Below are 20,625 nucleotides of genomic sequence, written 5' to 3' on the forward strand. Positions count from 1 at the left end.
AGTATCGCATGGACCGGAGCGGATCAGCGTCGGCCGAGGCGCCCGATGCGTCGCGCGCCCGCCGCGATGCGTCCGCGCACCGTGAGCGCCTCGATGCGCTGGTGCATCATCGCGATCTCGTCGCGCAGCGCCTGGATCTCCCCGTGCCGGGCCGCGACCTCGAGGCCCACGACCTCGAGATGGCTCCGCTGCGCGTCGAACCGCGCGTCGAGATGGGCCGCGAGGGCCGCCAGGTGGTCCTGCACGCCCGCGACCTCGGCGCGCGTGCGATCGTGCTGCGCCGTCTCGAAGAGCGCGCTGCCCAGCGCCGCCTCGTCGACGAGGCTGCGGCGCAGGTAGTCGTCGCGGATCGTCTCGTTGAAGCGGTCGTGGACGTGCTCCTCGGCGTGCACGCTGTTGCCCGCGTCGCCCTGCTGCCCCTCGCGGCGGTGCCAGAGGGCGAGCGGCGGGCCGTCGACCAGGCCGATGCGGCCCAGGCGCAGCACGCGCAGCAGCAGCTCCCAGTCGGCGAGCGCCGTGAGCGTCGGGTCGTACCCGCCCGCGTCGTCGTAGGCGGCGCGGCGCAGCACGAGGCAGATCGGCGGCGTCGAGTTCTGCGTGAGGGTCGCGATGAAGCCGACCCGCGTCATGCCGTCGGAGAGGACCTCGCGCCGGAGCTCGTGGACGGCGCCGTCGACGACCTCCTCCCACACGACCGTGCATCGCGTGGCGACGCCGACCTCGTCGGGATGCGCGTCGAGATGCTCGAGCGTGCGCTCGAGGAACTCGGGCTCCCACGAGTCGTCGTCGTCGTGGAAGACGAACGCGGGCGCGTCGGCGAGCGCCATGCCGGCGAGCATCGCCTGCGGCCGGCCGACCGACGTCTCGTGATGCACGACGCGCAGGTCGCCGAGGCGGTCGCGCACGGCGTCGAGCAGCGCCTCGACGGGCGCGACGTCGCCGCCGTCGTTCACGACGACGACCTGCAGCTCGCGCATCGTCTGCCCGGCGATGCTCGCGAGCGCCCGCTCGAGGAGCAGCGGGCGATTGCGGGTCCGCACGATCACGGAGGCGCGTGCGGTCACGGCATTCGTCCCTTCCGGCACCGACCATCGACTGCGGCGGCCCGACCTCCGAGTCTAGCCCGCAGCGCACGCGTCGAGGCGGCAGGGCACGGGTAGGCTCGGCTGCGCGCGGCGCGGGTCCGCACGGATGGGGGACGCGAGCGGTGCCGAGGGTCGACGTGCTCCTCGCGAGCCACGACGGCGAGCAGTGGATCGAGGCGCAGCTGCGGTCGATCCTCGATCAGCGGGGCGTCGACGTGCGCGTCATCGTGTCGGACGACGCGTCGACCGACGGCACAGGCGAGGTGCTCGCGCGCATGGCCGCCGCCGACGACCGGATCGTGCTGCTGCCTCCCGGCGCCTTCGGCTCGGCGCTCGCGAACTTCCTGCGGCTCGTGCGCGACGCCGACGTCGAGGGCGCCGACGCGGTGGCGTTCTCCGACCAGGACGACGTGTGGCACCTCGACCGCCTCGCGCAGCAGCTGCCGGAGCTCGCGCACGCCGAGGCGACGAGCGGCAACGTCACCGCCGTATACCCGCACCGGCGCGTGCTCATCGAGAAGCACCATCCGCAGCGACGGCTCGACTTCGTGTGCGAGAGCGCCGGCCCCGGCTCGACCTTCGTGCTCTCCCCCGCCGCGTTCGCGCGCGTGCGCGAGGTCGTCGCGGCCGATCCGCGCGTCGACGACGTCGCGCAGCACGACTGGCTCGTGTACGCGATCGTGCGCGCCGCGGGCATGCCGTGGACGATCACGTCGCAGTCGCTGCTCGACTACCGCCAGCACGAGGGCAACGTCGTCGGCGCGAACGTGGGCATCCAGAGCGCGTTCGTGCGGTTCCAGCAGCTGCGGTCCGGGGAGTTCCGGCGGGATGCCGCTCGCGTCGCGCGCATCGCGAGCGACGTCGCCGACGGCGCGCTGCGCGACGAGCTCGCGCACGTCGCGGGGCTCCTGGAGCGCAACGACGCCGCAGCGCGGCGCGAGCTCGTGGAGCTCGCGCCGCAGCTGCGGCGTCGACCGCGGGAGCAGCAGCTGCTGCGTGCCGCGATCCGGATCGGATCCTGGTAGGCGCTAGGCGAGCAGCGACTCGAGGTAGCTGCCGTAGCCGCTCTTCACGAGCGGCGAGGCGAGGCGGCCGAGCTGGGCGTCGTCGATCCAGCCCGCGCGCCAGGCGATCTCCTCGATGCAGCCGATCTTGAAGCCCTGACGGTCCTCGATGACGCGCACGTACTCGCTCGCCTGCATCATCGACTCGAAGGTGCCGGTGTCGAGCCACGCGACGCCGCGGTCGAGCACCTGCACCTGCAGGCGACCGGCGCTGAGGTAGCGCTCGTTGACCGTCGAGATCTCGAGCTCGCCGCGCGCGCTCGGTCGGATCGACTTCGCGATCTCGATCACGTCGTTGTCGTAGAAGTAGAGGCCGGGCACCGCGTAGTTGCTCTTCGGCTGCGCGGGCTTCTCCTCGATGGAGATGGCGCGCATCTCGGCGTCGAACTCGACGACGCCGTACGCCCTCGGATTCGCGACGTGGTACGCGAACACGAGGCCGCCCTCGACCTCGCCGTGCGCGCGCAGGCTCGAGCCGAGGCCCACGCCGTGGAAGATGTTGTCGCCGAGCACGAGCGCGACCGACTCGTCGCCGATGAACTCCTCGCCGATGATGAACGCCTGAGCGAGGCCGTCGGGGCTCGGCTGCACGGCGTACTGGATGTCCATGCCGAGGTCGCTGCCGTCGCCGAGCAGCGCCTTGAACTGCTCGTTGTACTCGGGGGTCGTGATGACGAGGACCTCGCGGATGCCGGCCATCATGAGGGTCGACAGCGGGTAGTAGACCATCGGCTTGTCGTAGATGGGCATCAGCTGCTTGGAGATGCCCTTCGTGATGGGCCACAGCCTCGTGCCCGATCCACCGGCAAGGATGATGCCGCGCATGTCGCCTCGTCTCGTGTCGTCGTCCGTCGGTGCGACTGTCGATTCTAGGCGAGTCGCGCCGAACGGCCCGAACGCGGCGGATGCCGGGCCGCGGTCAGCGGCGCGCGAGGCGTGCGAGCGCGCGCGGCAGGGCGGCACGGGCCCATGCGAGCGACTCCCGCACGCCGATGGCCTCGAGGGCGACGTCGCCGTCGCGGTCGGCGCTCGAGGCGGCGAGCAGCGCCGCGCGGTCGCGCCACAGGTCGGCCTTGCGCGCGGGCAGGGCCGTGTACTGGTCGCGGCCGTCGTCGACGAACTCGACGTCGAGGGCGACGCGGCGGACGTCCCACCCGCGATGGTGGGCGACGACGGATGCCCAGAGGTCCTCGACCGCGACGAAGCGGTCGGGCAGCAGGGAGAAGAAGGCGTCGTCGGCGATCGCGGGGTCGACGACGGCGCCGCCGGTGCCGACGTAGGCGGCTCGGTCGCCATCGTCGGCCATGGTGCGCTCGTGGTAGTCGTCGGCGATCGGGTTCCAGGCCCAGTGGCCCGCGTAGCGGCGCTCGCCGCCTGCGTCGAGCAAGGTGCGCACGACGTCGGGCGCGAGGCGCATGTCGTCATCGATCGTGACGACGGGGCCCGGGTGCCCCGCGGCGTGGAGGTGCCGCGCGACGACGAAGCGGGCGAGGCCGCCGAGGTTCTCGCGGCTGCGCACGAGCCGCACGTCGACGACGGCGCCCTGCGGCATGCGTCGGATGGCACGGGCGAGCGCTGGTGCCGCGAGGGGGTTGTTGCACCACAGCACGAGGGTGCAGCGCACGCCCTGCTGCGCGGCGAGGTCGGCGAGCAGCCGGTCGACGAACTCGGCGCGGCGCCACTGGCACACGACGACGACGGGCAGCGCGGGATCGATGCCGCGCAGCGCGCGCGGCTCGTGGGCGAGGGATCGGTGCAGCGCACGGCGCCATCGGCGTCCGCGACGGCCTGCCGCACCTTCCACGCCGACGATGCTAGCGAGCGTCCGTCGATGCCCGATCCCATGCGCCGGCCATGCAGGGGTTGACCGTCGACTGTGCGTACCGCACGATGGTCCGCAGGGAACCTTGTACCCCGATCGCTCCGAGGTCGGGGGACGTGCGTCGGCCATCGTGACCGGGGCGGAAGGGAATGGACCCATGCGAGGCCTCCGCAGGACGCTCGCCATGGCAGCCGCCGCGGCTGTCGTCGCCACCACGCTCACGCTCGCGCACGCACCATCCGCCGACGCCGCCGTCTCGCGCATCGCGGGCAACGACCGCTACGAGACCAGCATCGCCGCCTCGCGCGCGACCGGCTGGACGGGCGGCGCCGTCTTCCTCGCGTCCGGCGTCAACTACGCGGACGCCCTCGCGGCCGGCCCGGTCGCTGCGGCCGAGCGCGGCAACCTGCTGCTGACGATGCCGGGCGGCATCCCGCAGAACGTCATCGACCGCATCGCCCAGCTGCGCCCGAGCGAGATCGTGATCGTCGGCGGCACGGGGAGCATCGCCGCCGGCGTCGAGCAGCAGGCGGCGAGCCTCGCACCCCTCGTGACGCGGATCGCCGGCTCCGACCGCGTCGAGACGTCGATGCTGCTGCTCGATCGCATGCGCGCGATGGGCACGGTGCCGACCGACGTGTGGGTCGTGAGCGGCACGAACTTCGCCGACGCGCTCACGGCCGGCGCCGTCGCGGCCCGCTACCGCCACGGCCTCGTGCTCGCCACCGCGGGAGACGACCGCTTCCGCCAGCTCATCGGCTCCCGCCTCGACGGCGTGCAGGCGTTCCGCATCGCGGGCGGCAACGCCGCCGTCGACAGCTGGGTGCAGCGCATCCTCTACGACACCGGCAAGGGCATCGACCGGATCGCCGGCGCCAACCGCTACCTCACGGCCGTCGCGATCAACCGGCAGTTCACCCCCTCGACGACGAACGCGCGCATCATGCTCGCGAGCGGCGAGTCGTTCCCCGATGGCCTCTCGGCAGCGACCGTCGCCGCCTCGCAGGGCATGCCGCTCTACCTCACGATGCGGCACTGCATGCCCGTCTCCGAGGTGCGGCAGGAGATGCAGCGCCTCGGCGCCCGCGACATCGCCGTCGTCGGCGGCACCGCCGTCGTCACGAACTCGTCGGCGAACCTCGACGCATGCCCCGACGTGGGTGCGATCCAGCAGGAGCTGATCTCGCTCGTCAACCAGCAGCGGGCCGCGGCCGGCGTGCCGGCGCTCGGCGCGCACGGCGGCCTCATGTCGATGGCGCAGTCGTGGAGCGGGCAGATGGCCGCGCAGCAGTCGATGGTGCACTCGACGACGTTCTGCAACGAGACGTTCGCCATGGGGTTCCGCCGCTGCGCCGAGAACATCGCGCGCACCGGCTCGCCCAGCGCCTCGGGCGTCATGAACGCCTGGATGAACTCGGCGGGGCACCGCGCGAACATCCTCAACGCCAACCTCACGCACATCGGCGTGGGTCTCGTGCAGGGCAGCGACGGCCGCTGGTACTGGACGCAGAACTTCGGCGGCTACTGAGCCCCACGCGCGCGCCGGGCTAGACTCTCCTGGCGCGCGCCGATCCCGCGTGCCCGGACCACGAAAGAGACCAGCAGCAGTGAAGATCCTCGTCACCGGCGGAGCCGGGTTCATCGGCTCCAACTTCGTCCGTCGCACGCTCCAGGACCAGTACGAGGGGCTCGAGGGCGCCGAGGTGGTGGTCCTCGACGCGCTGACCTACTCGGGCAACCAGGCCAACCTCGCGCCCGTCGCCGACAGCCCGCGCCTCGAGTTCGTGCACGGCGACATCCGCGACAACGCGCTGCTCGACCGGCTCATCCCGACGGTCGACGCCGTCGTGCACTTCGCAGCCGAGAGCCACGTCGACCGCTCGGTGCGCGACGCCTCGGTGTTCGTCGAGACGAACGTCGTCGGCACGCAGCGCCTGCTCGACGCAGCCCTTCGCCACGACCTCCAGCGCTTCGTGCACGTCTCGACCGACGAGGTCTACGGCTCGATCGCCGAGGGCTCGTGGGACGAGGAGCGTCCGCTCGAGCCCAACAGCCCGTACTCGGCGTCGAAGGCGGGCTCCGACCTGCTCGCGCGCTCGTACCACCGCACGCACGGCCTCAACGTGTCGATCACGCGCTGCAGCAACAACTACGGCCCGTACCACTTCCCCGAGAAGGTCATCCCGCTCTTCGTCACGAACCTCATCGACGACGTGCACGTGCCCCTCTACGGCGAGGGGAACAACATCCGCGACTGGCTGCACGTCGACGACCACTGCCGCGGCATCGCGATGGTGCTCGTCAAGGGCCGCGCGGGCGAGATCTACAACATCGGCGGCGGCACCGAGCTGACGAACAAGGAGCTCACGCAGCTGCTGCTCGACGCGACCGGCAAGGACTGGTCGTACGTCGACCGCGTCGCCGACCGCCTCGGCCACGACCTGCGCTACTCGGTCGACATCTCGAAGATCCGCGCCGAGCTCGGCTACGAGCCGCAGGTGCCGTTCGAGCAGGGCCTCGCCGACGTCGTGCAGTGGTACCGCGACAACCGCGCATGGTGGGAGCCCCTCAAGGAGCGCGCCGCCCTCTGACGGCTGCTCGAAGCGCCCCCTCGCCGACGTCGGCGAGGGGGCGCTTCCGCGTCGGGATCGTCGTCGCTCGCCGCGCCTCGCGCCGCAGCGAGCGGCGCCGCGCTATCGTGCACACGCCCACGAACAGGAGATGGACTCGCATGCGCAGCAGACTGGTCGCCGTCGTCGCCGCCGCCCTCCTCGCAGGGCTCCTGCCGATGGCCCCCGCGACGGCTGCGCCGCTCGCCGCCGTCGATCGCCCGGTCGCGCAGCGCATCGCCGGCGCGGACCGATATGCGACCGCCGTGGCCGTCTCGGACTACTCGTTCTCGGGCACGACCCCGACGGTGTACCTCACGACCGGCGAGACGTTCCCCGACGCGCTCGCCGCCGCCGCGGCCGCCGGCTCCGCGGGCGCACCGCTCCTGCTCACGTACTCCGGCGGGCTCCCCGCCGTGACCCGCGACGAGATCGCCTCGCTGCGACCCACGACCATCTACGTCGTCGGCGGCGCGAACGCGATCCCCGACTCCCAGGTCGCGCAGCTCCAGGCGCTCTCGCACCGGCCGACGGTCACGCGCATCTCGGGCGTCAATCGCTACGAGACCTCCTACGAGGTCGCGACCCGTCGGTTCACGAACCCGGGTGCCGTGTACGTCGCGACGGGCGGCAGCTTCGCCGACGCCCTCTCCGCCGCCGCCGCGGCCGGCTCGGCGAACATCCCGATCCTGCTCGTCGACGGCACCGACGCCACGCGCCTCCTGCAGGTGATCGGGCAGCTGGGCGCTCGCCGGGCGATCATCGTCGGCGGCACCAGCGTCGTCTCGCAGCAGATCGAGGATCAGCTGCGGGCGAGGCTCGCGACCGTGAACCGGTACGCGGGTGCGAACCGCTACGAGACGAGCGCCGTCATCGCCACGAACTCGTTCACGAACCCCCGGTTCACGTTCGTCGTGAACGGCTCGAACTTCCCCGACGCGCTCGCCGCCGCCGCACTCGCCGCCGACCTCGACGCGCCGCTGCTGCTGACGCAGCAGGACTGCATCCCGTCGCCGATCGGCACCTACCTCGACCGCATCGACCCCGACTACCGCAAGGGCGTCGGCGGCACGAGCATCCTCAGCGATGCCGTCGTCTTCTCCGGGGCGCGGTGTGGCTGACGACTCGACCGTCGTCCACGTCGTCCTCGACCGCGCAGGGGGCTCCAGCACCACGGCGGTCGGCACCTACGGCGTCGCCCTGACGCGCGCGATGCTCGCGACGACGCCGCGCGGCATCGAGCTGGCGGCGTTCGCCTCGGCCGCCGACGCCGAGCAGCGCGCGCGGATCTCCGCCCAGCTGCCCGAGCTCGACGTGGCGTTCGCCAAGGTGCCGGCGCGCGAGCTGCGCGAGGCATGGCTGCACTCGTTCACGACCGCGCGATTCGACGGCATCCTGCACGCGACGAGCCTGCTCGCTCCCCTGCGCTCGCGCGAGGGCACGCCCGTGCAGTCCGTCGCGACGGTGCACCGGATCCCCGCGCCCGACGCGCCGCGCGGACGCCGTGAGCGCTGGGAGCGTCGCGCGCTGCGACGCGCGGCGAGGCTGGCCGACGGCATCGTCGTCGCGACCCACGCGCACGCCGCCGCACTCGCCGAGCTGCACGACGTGGGCGACCGCGTGCGCGTCGTCGCGGGCGGCCAGCCGCGCTGGGCGGCCGTCCCCGTCGACGCCGACGCCCGCAGGGCTCGCCTCGGCACGCCCTCCGCCTACGTCGTGGCGTGGACCGCCCCCGGCCGCCTCGCGGGGGCGCAGCGCCTCGTCGACGTCGTCGCGAGCGGCGCCATGCCCGACGTGCCCGTCGTCGTGCTGGGTCCCGTCGCCTGGGGCGACACGACCATCGCCGAGCTCGCCGTCACCGCCGGCCTCGCTCCCGCGCGGCTGCGCACCCTCGGCGACGTCGACGACGCCGACGTCGCGGCCGTCGTGGAGGGGGCATCGGTGGCGCTGCAGCTCGACCCCGACCCGGGGTTCGCCGCCGAGCTGCTCGGCGCATTCGCGCTCGGCACGCCCGTCGTGCACCCGGCATCCGACGTGCTGCAGGAGCTCGCGGCCGACTCGACGCTCGCCGTGCAGCTCGCCGACGACGCGTCCGACGCCGATCGCATCGCCCACGGCATCGCCCAGGTGCTCGAGCACGACGCCATGCGCGAGCGGCTCGCGCTGCTCGGCCAGGACCGCGCACGCGCGTTCGACTGGGGCACGACCGCGGCCCAGCTGTGGCGACTGCACGCGGACCTCTGATGCGGGTGAGCGTCGCGCTGTGCACCTACCAGGGCGAGCGGTACGTGGAGGAGCAGCTGCGCAGCATCCTCGACCAGACGCGACCCGTCGACGAGATCGTCGTCGGCGACGACGCGTCGACCGACGCGACGCTCGCGATCGTCGAGCGCGTCGCGAGCGGGACGAGCGTGCCGATCGTCGTCGCGCGGCACGAGCCCGCGCTGGGCGTCGCCGCGAACTTCGCCGACGCGATCGCGCGAACGACGGGCGACGTCGTCGCCTTCAGCGACCAGGACGACGTGTGGCATCCCGACCGCATAGCCCGGCTGCTCGCGGCGCTCGACGGCGTCGACCTCGTGCATTCCGACGCCCGCCTCGTCGACGCGGACGGCGCGCCCCTCGGCGCGACGCTGCTCGACTCGCTCGAGGCCTCGCCGTGGGAGCGCGACCGCATGCAGCACGGCGGTGCGCTCGAGGCGCTGCTGCGCCGCAACCTCGTGACCGGCGCGACCGTGCTCGTGCGCCGAGACGCAGCCGTCGCGGCGCTGCCCGTGCCCGAGGGGTGGATCCACGACGAGTGGATCGCCATGGCGTGCGCGCTGGGCGGCGGCGTGCGGCTCGTGCCCGACGCGACCATCGACTACCGCCAGCACGGCGCCAACCAGATCGGCGTGCGCAGGCTCACGCTGCGCCAGAAGCTCGGCCGCCTCATGGAGGCCGACTCGGGCTCGCATGCGCGCAAGGCGCTGCGCGCCACGTCGCTCGCGCGCGAGGCGCACGCCCGCGGCATGGGCACCCCCGACGAGCGTCGCATCCTCGACGAGAAGGCGGCGCACGAGCGCAGGCGTGCGGCACTCCCCCGCCCGCGGCTCCTGCGCGTGCCCGCCGTCGTCGGCGGCGTCGTGCGCGGCCGCTACGCGCGCCTGTCGCGCGGGCTGCTCGACGTCGCACGCGACGTGCTCGAGCGCCGCTGACCGACGCTCGCGCTGGCCGCCGCTACGGGGTCGGCGAGGGGCTGGGATCGTCGACGGCGTCGGCGGCCGCGATGCCCTCGGCCACCATCGCGTGCACGGCCGGGAAGTCGGGGTCGTACGTCTGCACGGCCGGGGGCACGAGCTCCACATTCGTGATCGGCAACGCACGGGTGCGCTCGGCGAGGTCGGTGAGGGTGCCGATCATCGACTGCGGGATGTCGGTCTGCACGAGGTCCTGGCCCGCCGACGACAGCGCCGCGTACTGCGTGAGCAAGGTCTGCGGCGTGAACTGGGCGATGACGGCCTCCTGCACGACGCGCTGGCGCTCCATGCGCTGGTAGTCGTTGGCACCTGCTCGACTGCGCGCGTACCAGAGCGCGTGGTAGCCGTCGAGGACCACGTCGTCGCCGGCGTAGATCCACTCCTCGACCGGGCCACCCTCGATGGCGATCGGCACGTCGTACGGGATGTCGATGGTGATGCCGCCGAGCGCGTCGACGAGATCGTCGAACCCCTGCATGTCGACGATGACGAAGAATTGGATGGGGATGCCCGTCGCGCCCTCGACGGCCTCGCGCGTCGCCTCGATGCCCGGGCTCGAGCCGTCGGACTCGGCGTCTGGGAACAGGTCGGGGTTGTTCTGTCCGTACGTGTACGCGGCGTTGATGTAGCAGTCGGCGGGATCGCCGTCGCCGCAGTCGAAGCCGTTCGGGTACTGCGTCGCCATGACGGACCCCTCGGGGAACGGCACGCGCTCCATGTTGCGAGGCACGCCGATCATCGTCGCTGCGCCCGTCTCCGCGTTGACGGACACGACCGTGATGGAGTCCGGCCGCAGGCCGACGCGGTCGGCGCCGGCGTCGCCACCGAGCAGCATGAACGTGTACTGGCCGTCGATGGGGTCGACGGATGGACCGCCGAAGGCGAAGACGCTCGACACGAGCCCTCGGCCAGCATCGAGGAGCGTGCCCCCGTAGGCGGCCGCGCCCGCGGGCACGACCGTGGCGACGATCGCCACGGCCGCGATGGCGGCGCGCAGTCGCGGTGCCGCCCTCGCGACGCGCGTGATGCGCAGGGTGTCGAATCCGAGCACGAGCCACAGCACCGCGTACGCGAACGCGAGCACCTCGAGCACGAGCAGTCCGACGGCATTGCCGACGATCGTGAGCACGAACGAGCGCGAGACGAGCCACAGGATGCCGCCGAGCACGAGCAGCCCCAGCAGCACGAGGGTCGCGACGATGCCGACGCGTCCGAGCCTCCGGTTGCCCGCGAGCACCTGGGCGCTGCCCGGCAGCAGGAAGCCGACGGCGACGAGCCACCAGGCGCGTCGCGTCATGAGCTGCTCGGAGCCCGTGTCGGGCGATCGCAGCGACGCCCTCGGCGCGAGCAGCACGGTCATGCGCGCTCCTCGCCCTGCGCGACGCGCTCCTGGAGCGCGTGCGCCTTGCGCTCCACCGCCTCCTCGAGGCTCGCGGCGAACGCGTCGAGACGCGCGGCGACGTCGGCGTCGGTCGTGCCGAGGATGCGGGCGGCGAGCAGGCCGGCGTTGCGGGCACCGCCGATCGAGACGGTCGCGACCGGGATGCCGGCGGGCATCTGCACGATCGAGAGCAGCGAGTCGAGGCCGTCGAGGCGCTCGAGCGGCACGGGCACGCCGATGACCGGCAGGCGCGTCATCGACGCGACCATGCCGGGCAGGTGGGCGGCGCCGCCTGCACCCGCGATGATGACCCGCACGCCGCGGTCGGCCGCTGCGCGCGCGAACGTCGTCATCTTGTCGGGCGTGCGATGCGCGGACACGACGTCGACCTCGTAGGCGATGCCGAGCTCGCCGAGCGCGGTCGCCGCATCCTGCATCACCCGCCAGTCCGAGTCGGACCCCATGATGACGCTCACCTGCACTGCCACGGAGTACAGGGTAGGCGCGTCGCCCATGGACCGCGTGCGTCGGCGCGGCGCGCCGCGCGCCGGCGGGTCACTCGAAGGTCGCCGCGGCGGCCCTCGCCTCGTACGCGACCTCGTCGAGCTCCTCGCCCACGACCGTCACGTGGCCGACCTTGCGTCCGGGCCGCGCCGTCTTGCCGTAGGAGTGCACCTTCGCGCTCGGCTGCGCCGCGAGCGCCTGCGCGTAGCGCGCCTCCATGCGTCCCTCGGCGGGACCGCCGATGACGTTGATCATGACCGCGGCGGGGGCGAGCATCGCGCTCGAGCCGAGCGGCAGGTCGAGCACCGCGCGCAGGTGCTGCTCGAACTGGCTCGTGATCGAGCCGTCGATCGACCAATGGCCGGAGTTGTGGGGGCGCATGGCGAGCTCGTTGACGAGCAGCCGGCCGTCCTCGGTCTCGAAGAGCTCGACGGCGAGGGCGCCCGTGACGTCGAGGCCCTCGGCGATGCGCACCGCCATGTCCTCGGCGACGGCGCCGAGTCGGCCCGCGTGCGGCGCGGGCACGACGACCTCGGCGCAGATGCCGTCGCGCTGCACGGTCTGCGCGAGCGGCCACGCGACGATCTGCCCGGAGGGACGACGCGCGACCTGCTGCGCGAGCTCGCGGCGGAACGCCACGAGCTCCTCGGCGAGCAGCTGCGGGCCGCCGTCGGCGGCGCCCTGCAGCCAGTCGGCGACGTCGTCGACCGCGCGCACGACGCGCACGCCCTTGCCGTCGTAGCCGCCCGTCGCGGTCTTCACGATCGCGGCGCCGCCGTGGTCGTCGAGGAACGCCTGCAGCTCGTCGGCGGCATCGATCGGCGCCCAGTCGGGCTGCGCGACGCCGAGCTCGGCCATGCGCCGGCGCATCTGCCGCTTGTCCTGGGCGAAGCGCAGCGCGTGGGGTCCGGGGTGCACGGCGACGCCCGCGTCGACGAGCTGCTGCAGCACCTCCTGGGGCACGTGCTCGTGGTCGAACGTCACGACGTCGACGTCCTTCGCGAAGGCGAGCACCGTCGCGGCGTCGCGGTAGTCGCCGACGGCGGTCGCCGCGAGCGCCGCGGCCATGCCCTCGGACTCGGCGAGCACGCGCAGCTCGACGCCGAGCGCCACGGCGGGAGGGATCATCATGCGGGCCAGCTGCCCGCCTCCGACGACGCCGACGATCATGCGGATGCCTCCTGGTGGGATGCGGTGGTGGCGGGGTCGCGGTCGGGCCTGCCGATCGCGACGACACGGAATCCCGCGGCGCTCCAGGCGTCGCGGTCGAGCACGTTGCGGCCGTCGACGACGACGCGCGCCGCGGTGCGGGTCGCGACGTCTGCGGGATCGAGGTCGCGGAACTCGCGCCACTCGGTGCCGAGGGCGATGACCGTCGCGTCGGCGAGCGCGGCGTCGAGCGACGCGACGATGCCCAGCTCGGGCGCACGTCGTGCGGCGGGAGCGCCCGCCTCGGGGTCGTAGGCGACGACGTCGTGGCTCGCAGCGAGGCGCATCGCGACCTCGAGCGCAGCGGAGTCGCGCACGTCGTCGCTGTCGGGCTTGAACGCGAGGCCCAGCATCGCGACCGCTCCCCCGCCCGCGGCGGCGAGCTCGCGCTCGACGAGCGCGACCATGCGGTCGCGGCGGCGCTGGTTCACGCGGTCCACCTCGTCGAGGAAGCCGAGGGCCTCGTCGGCGCCGAGCTCGATCGAGCGGGCGCGGAACGCGCGGATGTCCTTCGGCAGGCAGCCGCCGCCGAAGCCGATGCCGGAGTTCAGGAACCGGCGCCCGATGCGCGCGTCGATGCCGATCGCATCCGCGAGCTGCACGACGTCGGCGCCCGACGCCTCCGCGACCTCGGCGATGGCGTTGATGAACGAGATCTTCGTGGCGAGGAAGGCGTTGGCGCTCACCTTCACGAGCTCGGCGGTCGCGAAGTCGGTGACGATGCGGGGGGTGTCCCGCTCGAGGATCGACGCGTAGACGGCGTCGAGGGCTGCCACGGCGACGTCGTCGCCGTGGCGCACGCCGTAGACGAGGCGATCGGGTGCGAGCGTGTCCGTGACCGCGAGGCCCTCGCGCAGGAACTCCGGGTTCCACGCGAGTCGAGCACCCGTCTGCTCGACGACGCTCGCGAGCCGCTCGGCCGTGCCGACCGGCACCGTCGACTTGCCCACGACGAGCATGCCCTCGCGCAGGTGCGGCACGAGCGCCTCGACCGCCGCGTCGACGAACGTGAGGTCGGCGGCGTTCGAGCCCGGCTGCTGCGGCGTGCCCACGCACACGAACCACACGTCGGCGTCGACGCCTGCCGCGTCGGTCGTGAAGCGCAGCGTGCCCGCGTCGATCGCGCCGCGCAGCATGGCGTCGAGCCCCGGCTCGAAGAACGGCGCCGATCCGGCCGCGAGCGCCTCGACCTTCGACGCGTCGACGTCGATCCCGACGGTGTCGAAGCCGAGCGAGGCCATGCCCGCGGCATGCACGGCGCCGAGGTAGCCGCAGCCGACGACGGCGATGCGGGGAGCGGTCATGCGAGGTCCTCCAGTCGCGGTGCGGAGTCGACGCGGGCGGCGTCCTCCATCCTGGGCATGCCTGGCGTCGTCGCCACGAGATCGGTGAGGGTGCGCTGCACGAGCGACGCGCTCGGCACGTCGGCGAGCGTCACGGGCTGCTCGCCGCCCGTCGACAGCAGCACGTCGCCCGAGCCGAGCAGGGCCTGCAGGCCCTGCCGGCGCAGCGTGACGTCGTGGATGCGCGACAGCGGCACGTCGCGCTTGGAGCCGCCGAACGCGCTGCGCACGATGACGCGGCGCGACGTGACGACGACGCGCCGCGACAGCCACGCGAGCGTCGGCACGAGGCACAGCACGACGACGAGCACGAGGGCGAGCGTCCAGACCACGAGATCCCAGAGCGGCCAGGCGACGCGGCCGAGCGCGAACGTCGTGCCGAACGCGATGCCGCACAGCAGCAGCGCAGGCAGCACGAGGGCTCTCCCGTGCGACCGCAGGCGCACGACGACGCGCTCCGGATCGCTCATGGCACCATCCTCGCAGCCTCAGCGCACGTGCGTGACGTCACCCGCCGAGACCCGCTCGACGCGGCCGTCGACGTCGACGTCGAGCTCGCCGGCCGGCCCGAGCCCCGTGACGGTGCCGACGAGCGTGCGGTCGCCGGGCAGCAGCACGCGCACCTGCTCGCCGATCGTCGAGCAGCGCGCCGCGATGCGCGCGTGCAGGTCGGCGTCGTCGAGGTCGGCGGCGTCGCGGATGCCGCGCAGCACGCCCGCGAGCACCGCATCCGCGAGCGCGTCGGCGTCGCCGACGGCGCCGGCGATGCGCAGCGACGTCGCGCGGTCGGTCGGCAGCTCGTGCGGCTCGAGCACGAGGTTGACGCCGACGCCGACGACGATCGTCTCGCCGCGGCGCTCGCACAGGATGCCCGCGACCTTGGCGCCGTCGACGAGCACGTCGTTCGGCCACTTCACCCCGACGGTCGCGGCCGGCACGAGCGGGTCGATCGCCTCGGCGAGCGCGAGTCCCACGGCGAGCGGCAGCCAGCCCCACGCATCGGCGGATGCCGACGGGCGCACCACGATGCTCGCGGCGAGGCAGCGGCCGGCGGGGGCGACCCACTCGCGGCCCAGGCGACCCCGGCCCGCGCGCTGGTCGAGCGTCGCCCAGGTGCTGAGCGGCGCGGATGCGACGTCGACGACGTCGAAGGTGCTGCCGACCGACGACAGCGCCGTCACGGGGGCGATGGCGCGCGCGGACTCGAAGGGCACGCGCCCACCGTACCCGCGTCGCGCACGCGCGCGAGGCGCTGCGCGGGCACGCGCGAGGGGTTGGAGGAATCCACGACGGATCGGGCGAGGACGTCGTGGGATGCCACCAGGGCTGGGCATCCACCGCCGTCTAGGGTGGACGGGTGACCAATGCCGAATCGACGACCGCAGGCCGCATCGAGCAGCTCCGACAGCGCAACGAGGAGACGATCGTCGCCAAGGAGCGCGCCGCCCGCGAGCGTCAGCACGCCAAGGGCAAGCAGTCCGCTCGCGAGCGCATCGAGGCGTTCGTCGACCCGGGCACGTTCGTGGAGTTCGACGCCTACGTGCGCCATCGCACGACCGCGTTCGGCATGGACGCGAAGCGTCCGTACGGCGACGCCGTCGTCACCGGCATCGCCACGGTGCACGGTCGCCGCATCGCCGTGTACTCGCAGGACTTCACGACGTTCGGCGGCTCGCTCGGCGAGGTCGCCGGCGAGAAGATCGTGAAGATCATGGACTACGCGACCCGCGTGGGCGTGCCCATCGTCGGCATGCTCGACTCGGGCGGCGCGCGCATCCAGGAGGGCGTCGTCGCCCTCGGCAAGTACGGCGAGATCTTCAAGCGCACGACCGCAGCGTCGGGCGTCATCCCGCAGATCTCGATCGTCATGGGCCCCGCGGCCGGCGGCGCCGTCTACGGCCCCGCGCTCACCGACTTCGTCGTCATGGTCGACAAGTCGAGCCACATGTTCGTCACGGGTCCCGACGTCATCAAGACGGTCACGGGCGAGGAGGTCGGCTTCGAGGAGCTCGGCGGCGGCCTCACCCACAACTCCATCTCGGGCGTCAGCCACTACCTCGCCGCCGACGAGGCGGATGCGCTCGACTACGTGCGCGCGCTGCTGGCGTTCCTGCCGGACAACAACCAGTCCGAGGTGCCCGCGTACGACCACCAGGCGCACCGCGTGGTCAACGACCTCGACCAGACGCTCAACCGCGTCATCCCCGACTCCCCCAACCAGCCGTACGACGTGCTCGACATCATCGAGGTGCTCGTCGACGACCGCGAGTTCCTCGAGGTGCAGCCGCTCTACGCACCGAACATCGTCATCGGCTTCGGCCGGCTCGAGGGTCGCACGATCGGCATCATCGCGAACCAGCCGAAGCAGATGGCCGGCACGCTCAACATCGAGGCCGGCGAGAAGGCCGCGCGCTTCGTGCGCTTCTGCGACTCGTTCTCGATCCCGATCCTCACGCTCGTCGACGTGCCCGGCTACCTGCCCGGCACCGACCAGGAGTGGACGGGCGTCATCCGCCGCGGCGCGAAGCTCATCTACGCGTACGCCGAGGCGACGGTGCCGATGGTGACCGTCATCACGCGCAAGGCCTACGGCGGCGCGTACATCGTCATGGGCTCGAAGCAGCTCGGCGCCGACATCAACATCGCGTGGCCGACCGCCGAGATCGCCGTCATGGGCGGCCAGGGCGCCGTGAACATCCTCTACCGCTCCGAGATCAAGCAGGCCGAGGAGGAGGGTCGCGACGTGGCAGCCGTGCGCCAGCAGCTCGCCAACGACTACACGTACAACGTGACGAGCCCGTTCCTCGCAGCCGAGCGCGGCGAGCTCGACGGCATCATCGAGCCCGCCGAGACGCGCGTCGCCATCACGAAGGCGTTCCGCGCGCTGCGCACGAAGAAGGTCGCGCGTCCCGAGCGCAAGCACGGCAACATCCCCCTGTGATGGCTCGGACCTCACGCGCAACCCCTCGCGCGGCGCACACGACGATCGGGATGGTGGACGCATGACCGAGACGTGGAAGCCGGAGCCCGAGCACACCGACATGGTCGTGCTGCAGGGCTCTCCGACGGCCGAGGAGCAGGCGGCGATCCACGCCGTGCTCACGGAGCTCGGCACCGAATGGGCGCAGACGAAGCACCGCAAGGTGCTCGATGCGCCGACGGGATGGATCGCGGGCACGCGACCGGGCGACGGTTCGCTCGCGTCGACGTCGTCGGGCGTCTGAGCGGGACGACGCGCGTGCCTCGACTGCGCAGGGCGCATCCCACGGACGACCCCGGCATCCGGAGACGACGCGCTGGCACGGGCTGGTCGTTCGCGCACGACAACGGGCGCAAGGTCTCGGCGGCGGACCGCGAGCGCGCGGCCGCGCTCGTGCTGCCGCCCGCGTGGAAGGACGTGTGGATCGCGGCCGATCCGCTCGCGCACATCCAGGCGACGGGCGTCGACGACGCGGGCCGCACGCAGTACCGGTACCACGAGGCGTGGTCGGAGAAGCGCGATCGCGTGAAGTTCGAGCGGGCGCTCGACCTCGCCGAGGCGCTGCCCGCCGCACGTCGGCGCATCACGAAGGAGCTCGGTGCCGACGGCCTCACGCGCGAGCGCGTGCTCGCCGCGGCGATGCGACTGCTCGACGTCGTCGCGATCCGCGCGGGCGGCGATGCCTACGCCGAGGACAACGGCAGCCGCGGCCTCATGACGCTGCTCGTGCGGCACGCCGTGGTCGACGGCGACGCCGTGCGCCTGCGGTTCCCCGCGAAGTCGGGGCAGAAGTTCGACGTGACGGTCGAGGATGCGCCGCTCGCCGCGTGCATCGCAGAGCTGTCGTCGCGGTCGTCGAGGTCGCGCCTGTTCGCGTGGGACGACGCGGGCACGCGGCGTGCGCTGCGCGACAGCGACCTCAACGCGGCCGTGCGGGAGGCGACGGGCGGCGAGTTCAGCGCGAAGGACTTCCGCACGCTGCACGGCACGATCGTCGCCGCCGACGCGCTGGCGGGTGCCCGCGACGTCGGCACGCAGCGCGAGCGGGCGAAGGCCGTGCGTCAGGCGGTCGTCGCGACGTCGGAGGCGCTCGGCAACACGCCCACGGTCGCCAAGGCGTCGTACATCGACCCCGAGCTCTTCGAGCGCTTCGAGGCCGGCGAGGTCGTGTCGCTGCGCGGCGCACGCGAGCGCGCGCTGCTCGCCCTGCTGCGCTGAGGCTCGCCCGTCAGTCGAGCGCCCCGAGCGCTTCGGCCGCACGGCCCTCGGTCTCGGCGACGCGACGCTGCGCGGACGCTCGATCGTCGGCGGCCGTGCGCTCGTCGGCACGAGCGGCGTCGAGCTCGCGCCCGAGGCGGGCCACGTCGCGCTGCAGCTCGACGATCCGCGCCTCCAGGTGCTCGGCGCGCTCGCGGGCGAGCGACTCGGCCGCCTCGGCGCGATGCAGGGCTCGGGCGGCCTCGGTCGCCTCGTGCTGAGCATCGCGCGCCGCGCGCTCCGCCGCCTTGCGGGCGCGGCGCTCGGCGACCTCGTCGCGACTCGCGCGCGGTGCTCGAGGCTGCGGCGCCCCTCCGGCGAGCGCACCGTCGAGGTCGACGCCCTCGAGCCCGACGGACTCGAGCGCGCGCACGAGCCTGCCGCTCGCGACGGCCTGACCGGCATCCGCGTCGAGCATCGCAGCCGTGAGCGTACGCTCGACGCCCTCGCGAGCGGCGGCGCTCATCCGGACGTCGGAGGCCTCGGCGAGCGCGGCGGCGTCGGCCGCGAGCCGTGCGACGAGTCGGCGGCGCTGCGCCGACAGCGCGCGCAGCCCCGGTCCGTCGAGGTCGTCCTGCGCGTCGCGGAGGGATGCGGCGAGCTCGAGCATCTCCGCGACCTCGTCGGCCCGCTCGCGCGCGAGCGCATCCACGGCCCATGCGGCGACGGTCGGGCGACGGATCGCGGCGATGCCGCGCGCGAGGGCGACGTCGGGCTCGGCCTTCGCTCGCGCGTCGCGTGCGGCCGTGAACGCCGCAGGCGGCGTCGCCAGCAGCTCGGCTGCGATCGCGTCGAGGTCGCTCACGCGCCCATCCTCGCCCCGCGCGACGCGGAGCGACACCCCTGGCACGCACCGCCGTCCACGCCGTCAGCCGGCGAGGGGGCGTCAGCCGCGCGTGAACCGTGCCACGCACTCCACGTGGTGCGTGTGCGGGAAGAGGTCGAACGCCTCGAGCGGGCCTAGGTCGTAGCCGCCGTCGACGAGCAGGCGCGCGTCGCGCGCGAACGCGACGGGGTCGCACGCCACGTACACGATCTGCTGCGGCGCGAGCTCGACGAGCGACGCGATCGTCTCGCCACCGGCGCCGGCGCGCGGCGGGTCGAGCACGACGGTGGCGGCGCGCAGGCGGTCGCGCTCGGCCGCCGACGCATCCTGCAGCGCGTCGCGGAGGAAGCGGTCGACCTTCGCGGTGATCGCGAGCGCGCCGAGCCACTCGGCGAGGTTCTCGCTCGCGTGGTCGGTGGCGACCTCGTCGGACTCGACGCTCATCATGCGCGCCTGCGGACCGAGCACGTCGCCGAGCGCCGTCGCCAGCAGGCCGACGCCGCCGTACAGGTCGAGGTTCGCGGCCTTCGGGTCGATGCGGGTCACGTCGATCGCGCGCCGCACGGCGTCGACGAGCACGCCGGGCGCCTCGCGGTGCACCTGCCAGAAGCCGGCGCGGTCGACCCGCAGCTCGCGGTCGCCCACGCGCTCGAGGATCGTGTCGGTGCGGCCGCGCACGGGATCGCCCTCGGTGGCGATGACGTCGACGGAGCCGTCGGTGCGCTGCACGTAGTCGACGCTGGTCGCGCCCGGCAGGCGCATGTCGAGCTGCGCCTGCTCCTGGATGGCCTCGGTCGCGAGCGGCAGGGTCTCGACGGGCACGACGGTGTGGCTGCGCGCGGCGAACGGGCCCTGGCGACCCTGCTCGTCGACGTGCAGCGTCACGCGCGTCCGCCAGCCGAGTCCGCCGCGGGCGGCGTCGCCCGGCGCCGCCTGCACCGTGACGTCGCGCTCGATGCGGCCCGTGCGACGCAGGGCATCCTCGACGACGCGCTGCTTGAGCGCGCGCTGGGCGGCGAGGCGCACGTGGCCGAGCTCGGCACCGCCGGCGCGGCGCTCGGGTGCGCGCTCGATGCTCGCCTCCGGCCACACGTGCGGCACGCGGTCGGGCGACGCCTCGAGCACCTCGAGCGTCTCGCCGCGGCCGAACGACTTCTTGAGGTCGGTGACGCGCACGCGCACCGTCTCCCCGGGCAGGGTGTCGGGCACGAAGAGCACGCGGCCCTCGTGCCTGCCGACGAAGACGCCGCCGTGGGCGACGTTGTCGATCGTGAGGGCGAGCTCGTCTCCGCGCTGGATGGGCATC

General features: G+C 73.4%; 20 protein-coding genes. 9 read left to right on the forward strand and 11 right to left on the reverse strand.

Annotated elements, in window-relative coordinates:
- Nucleotides 1-23 precede the first annotated feature (23 nt).
- Nucleotides 24-1,064 carry a glycosyltransferase family 2 protein gene (locus tag FS793_RS05860; RefSeq protein WP_186329347.1) on the reverse strand — a complete coding sequence of 347 codons (1,041 nt, stop codon included), beginning with the start codon at nt 1,062-1,064 and terminating at the stop codon, nt 24-26.
- Between the two features lie 158 nt (nt 1,065-1,222).
- Here FS793_RS05860 and FS793_RS05865 point away from each other — a divergent pair, with 158 nt between their 5' ends.
- Nucleotides 1,223-2,110: a glycosyltransferase gene (locus FS793_RS05865; protein WP_186329348.1), complete on the forward strand. Its 888-nt coding sequence runs from the start codon at nt 1,223-1,225 to the stop codon at nt 2,108-2,110.
- 3 nt (nt 2,111-2,113) lie between these two features.
- Here FS793_RS05865 and rfbA read toward each other — a convergent pair whose 3' ends face one another.
- Together rfbA and FS793_RS05875 are read right to left on the reverse strand one after the other, a co-directional pair.
- Complete coding sequence (gene rfbA / locus FS793_RS05870; RefSeq protein WP_144719431.1) at nt 2,114-2,974, reverse strand: glucose-1-phosphate thymidylyltransferase RfbA; 861 nt, start codon at nt 2,972-2,974, stop codon at nt 2,114-2,116.
- 94 nt (nt 2,975-3,068) lie between these two features.
- Complete coding sequence (locus tag FS793_RS05875) at nt 3,069-3,953, reverse strand: hypothetical protein (protein WP_144719432.1); 885 nt, start codon at nt 3,951-3,953, stop codon at nt 3,069-3,071.
- Between the two features lie 202 nt (nt 3,954-4,155).
- Between FS793_RS05875 and FS793_RS05880 the strand changes: the two genes are divergently transcribed.
- The 5 genes from FS793_RS05880 to FS793_RS05900 all read left to right on the forward strand — a co-directional run bounded on the left by FS793_RS05880 (nt 4,156) and on the right by FS793_RS05900 (nt 9,777).
- Nucleotides 4,156-5,499 carry a cell wall-binding repeat-containing protein gene (locus tag FS793_RS05880; RefSeq protein WP_186329349.1) on the forward strand — a complete coding sequence of 448 codons (1,344 nt, stop codon included), beginning with the start codon at nt 4,156-4,158 and terminating at the stop codon, nt 5,497-5,499.
- Between the two features lie 79 nt (nt 5,500-5,578).
- Nucleotides 5,579-6,562: a dTDP-glucose 4,6-dehydratase gene (rfbB, locus tag FS793_RS05885; protein ID WP_144719436.1), complete on the forward strand. Its 984-nt coding sequence runs from the start codon at nt 5,579-5,581 to the stop codon at nt 6,560-6,562.
- A 140-nt stretch (nt 6,563-6,702) separates the two neighbouring features.
- Complete coding sequence (locus FS793_RS05890) at nt 6,703-7,701, forward strand: cell wall-binding repeat-containing protein (protein WP_186329350.1); 999 nt, start codon at nt 6,703-6,705, stop codon at nt 7,699-7,701.
- Nucleotides 7,694-8,824, forward strand: coding sequence for a glycosyltransferase (locus tag FS793_RS05895; RefSeq protein ID WP_186329351.1), 1,131 nt, complete (start codon nt 7,694-7,696; stop codon nt 8,822-8,824). Before FS793_RS05890 ends, FS793_RS05895 begins: the two co-directional genes overlap by 8 nt.
- Before the next feature lie 5 nt (nt 8,825-8,829).
- Nucleotides 8,830-9,777 (forward strand): glycosyltransferase family 2 protein, encoded by a 948-nt coding sequence (locus FS793_RS05900; protein ID WP_186329352.1) that lies wholly within the window; start codon nt 8,830-8,832, stop codon nt 9,775-9,777.
- A gap of 22 nt (nt 9,778-9,799) precedes the next feature.
- On the opposite strand, the gene FS793_RS05905 is transcribed toward FS793_RS05900, so the two are convergent.
- From FS793_RS05905 to FS793_RS05930, 6 genes are read right to left on the reverse strand one after another with little or no spacing between them, the layout of a single operon-like run.
- Nucleotides 9,800-11,179 (reverse strand): LCP family protein, encoded by a 1,380-nt coding sequence (locus tag FS793_RS05905; protein WP_144719444.1) that lies wholly within the window; start codon nt 11,177-11,179, stop codon nt 9,800-9,802.
- The gene (gene purE, locus FS793_RS05910; RefSeq protein ID WP_144719446.1) at nt 11,176-11,715 is read right to left on the reverse strand and encodes a 5-(carboxyamino)imidazole ribonucleotide mutase; all 540 of its coding nucleotides are present in this window, start codon (nt 11,713-11,715) and stop codon (nt 11,176-11,178) included. The genes FS793_RS05905 and purE overlap by 4 nt, the downstream gene beginning before the upstream one ends.
- Before the next feature lie 40 nt (nt 11,716-11,755).
- On the reverse strand, nt 11,756-12,874 hold the full coding sequence (locus FS793_RS05915) for a 5-(carboxyamino)imidazole ribonucleotide synthase (protein ID WP_440130446.1): 1,119 nt from the start codon (nt 12,872-12,874) through the stop codon (nt 11,756-11,758).
- Nucleotides 12,871-14,217: a UDP-glucose dehydrogenase family protein gene (locus FS793_RS05920; RefSeq protein ID WP_144719448.1), complete on the reverse strand. Its 1,347-nt coding sequence runs from the start codon at nt 14,215-14,217 to the stop codon at nt 12,871-12,873. Before FS793_RS05920 ends, FS793_RS05915 begins: the two co-directional genes overlap by 4 nt.
- Nucleotides 14,214-14,726 (reverse strand): PH domain-containing protein, encoded by a 513-nt coding sequence (locus FS793_RS05925; RefSeq protein WP_144719450.1) that lies wholly within the window; start codon nt 14,724-14,726, stop codon nt 14,214-14,216. The genes FS793_RS05920 and FS793_RS05925 overlap by 4 nt, the downstream gene beginning before the upstream one ends.
- A gap of 18 nt (nt 14,727-14,744) precedes the next feature.
- The gene (locus FS793_RS05930) at nt 14,745-15,470 is read right to left on the reverse strand and encodes a biotin--[acetyl-CoA-carboxylase] ligase (RefSeq protein ID WP_260980042.1); all 726 of its coding nucleotides are present in this window, start codon (nt 15,468-15,470) and stop codon (nt 14,745-14,747) included.
- Nucleotides 15,471-15,613: 143 nt separating this feature from the next.
- Here FS793_RS05930 and FS793_RS05935 point away from each other — a divergent pair, with 143 nt between their 5' ends.
- From FS793_RS05935 to FS793_RS05945, 3 genes are all read left to right on the forward strand, one after another.
- Entirely contained in the window at nt 15,614-17,197 is a 1,584-nt protein-coding gene (locus FS793_RS05935; protein WP_144719454.1) for an acyl-CoA carboxylase subunit beta, read from the forward strand.
- 61 nt (nt 17,198-17,258) lie between these two features.
- The gene (locus FS793_RS05940) at nt 17,259-17,480 is read left to right on the forward strand and encodes a hypothetical protein (protein ID WP_144719456.1); all 222 of its coding nucleotides are present in this window, start codon (nt 17,259-17,261) and stop codon (nt 17,478-17,480) included.
- 14 nt (nt 17,481-17,494) lie between these two features.
- Complete coding sequence (locus tag FS793_RS05945; RefSeq protein WP_144719458.1) at nt 17,495-18,454, forward strand: DNA topoisomerase IB; 960 nt, start codon at nt 17,495-17,497, stop codon at nt 18,452-18,454.
- 10 nt (nt 18,455-18,464) lie between these two features.
- Here FS793_RS05945 and FS793_RS05950 read toward each other — a convergent pair whose 3' ends face one another.
- The gene (locus tag FS793_RS05950) at nt 18,465-19,298 is read right to left on the reverse strand and encodes a transposase (protein ID WP_144719460.1); all 834 of its coding nucleotides are present in this window, start codon (nt 19,296-19,298) and stop codon (nt 18,465-18,467) included.
- Between the two features lie 81 nt (nt 19,299-19,379).
- Nucleotides 19,380-20,624 carry a class I SAM-dependent RNA methyltransferase gene (locus FS793_RS05955; protein WP_186329353.1) on the reverse strand — a complete coding sequence of 415 codons (1,245 nt, stop codon included), beginning with the start codon at nt 20,622-20,624 and terminating at the stop codon, nt 19,380-19,382.
- Between the last annotated feature and the right edge of the window lies 1 nt (nt 20,625).

Origin of the sequence: Agrococcus jejuensis, from assembly GCF_007679035.1 — a bacterium.
Lineage (GTDB): Bacteria > Actinomycetota > Actinomycetes > Actinomycetales > Microbacteriaceae > Agrococcus > Agrococcus jejuensis_A.

Coding starts and splice junctions, on each gene's coding strand:
- rfbA (WP_144719431.1), bottom strand. CDS start 2,974: ATGCGCGGCATCATCCTTGCCGGTGGATCGGGCACGAGGCTGTGGCCC.
- FS793_RS05880 (WP_186329349.1), top strand. CDS start 4,156: ATGGCAGCCGCCGCGGCTGTCGTCGCCACCACGCTCACGCTCGCGCAC.
- FS793_RS05890 (WP_186329350.1), top strand. CDS start 6,703: ATGCGCAGCAGACTGGTCGCCGTCGTCGCCGCCGCCCTCCTCGCAGGG.
- FS793_RS05905 (WP_144719444.1), bottom strand. CDS start 11,179: ATGACCGTGCTGCTCGCGCCGAGGGCGTCGCTGCGATCGCCCGACACG.
- purE (WP_144719446.1), bottom strand. CDS start 11,715: ATGGGCGACGCGCCTACCCTGTACTCCGTGGCAGTGCAGGTGAGCGTC.
- FS793_RS05915 (WP_440130446.1), bottom strand. CDS start 12,874: ATGATCGTCGGCGTCGTCGGAGGCGGGCAGCTGGCCCGCATGATGATC.
- FS793_RS05920 (WP_144719448.1), bottom strand. CDS start 14,217: ATGACCGCTCCCCGCATCGCCGTCGTCGGCTGCGGCTACCTCGGCGCC.
- FS793_RS05925 (WP_144719450.1), bottom strand. CDS start 14,726: ATGAGCGATCCGGAGCGCGTCGTCGTGCGCCTGCGGTCGCACGGGAGA.
- FS793_RS05940 (WP_144719456.1), top strand. CDS start 17,259: ATGACCGAGACGTGGAAGCCGGAGCCCGAGCACACCGACATGGTCGTG.
- FS793_RS05955 (WP_186329353.1), bottom strand. CDS start 20,624: ATGCCCATCCAGCGCGGAGACGAGCTCGCCCTCACGATCGACAACGTC.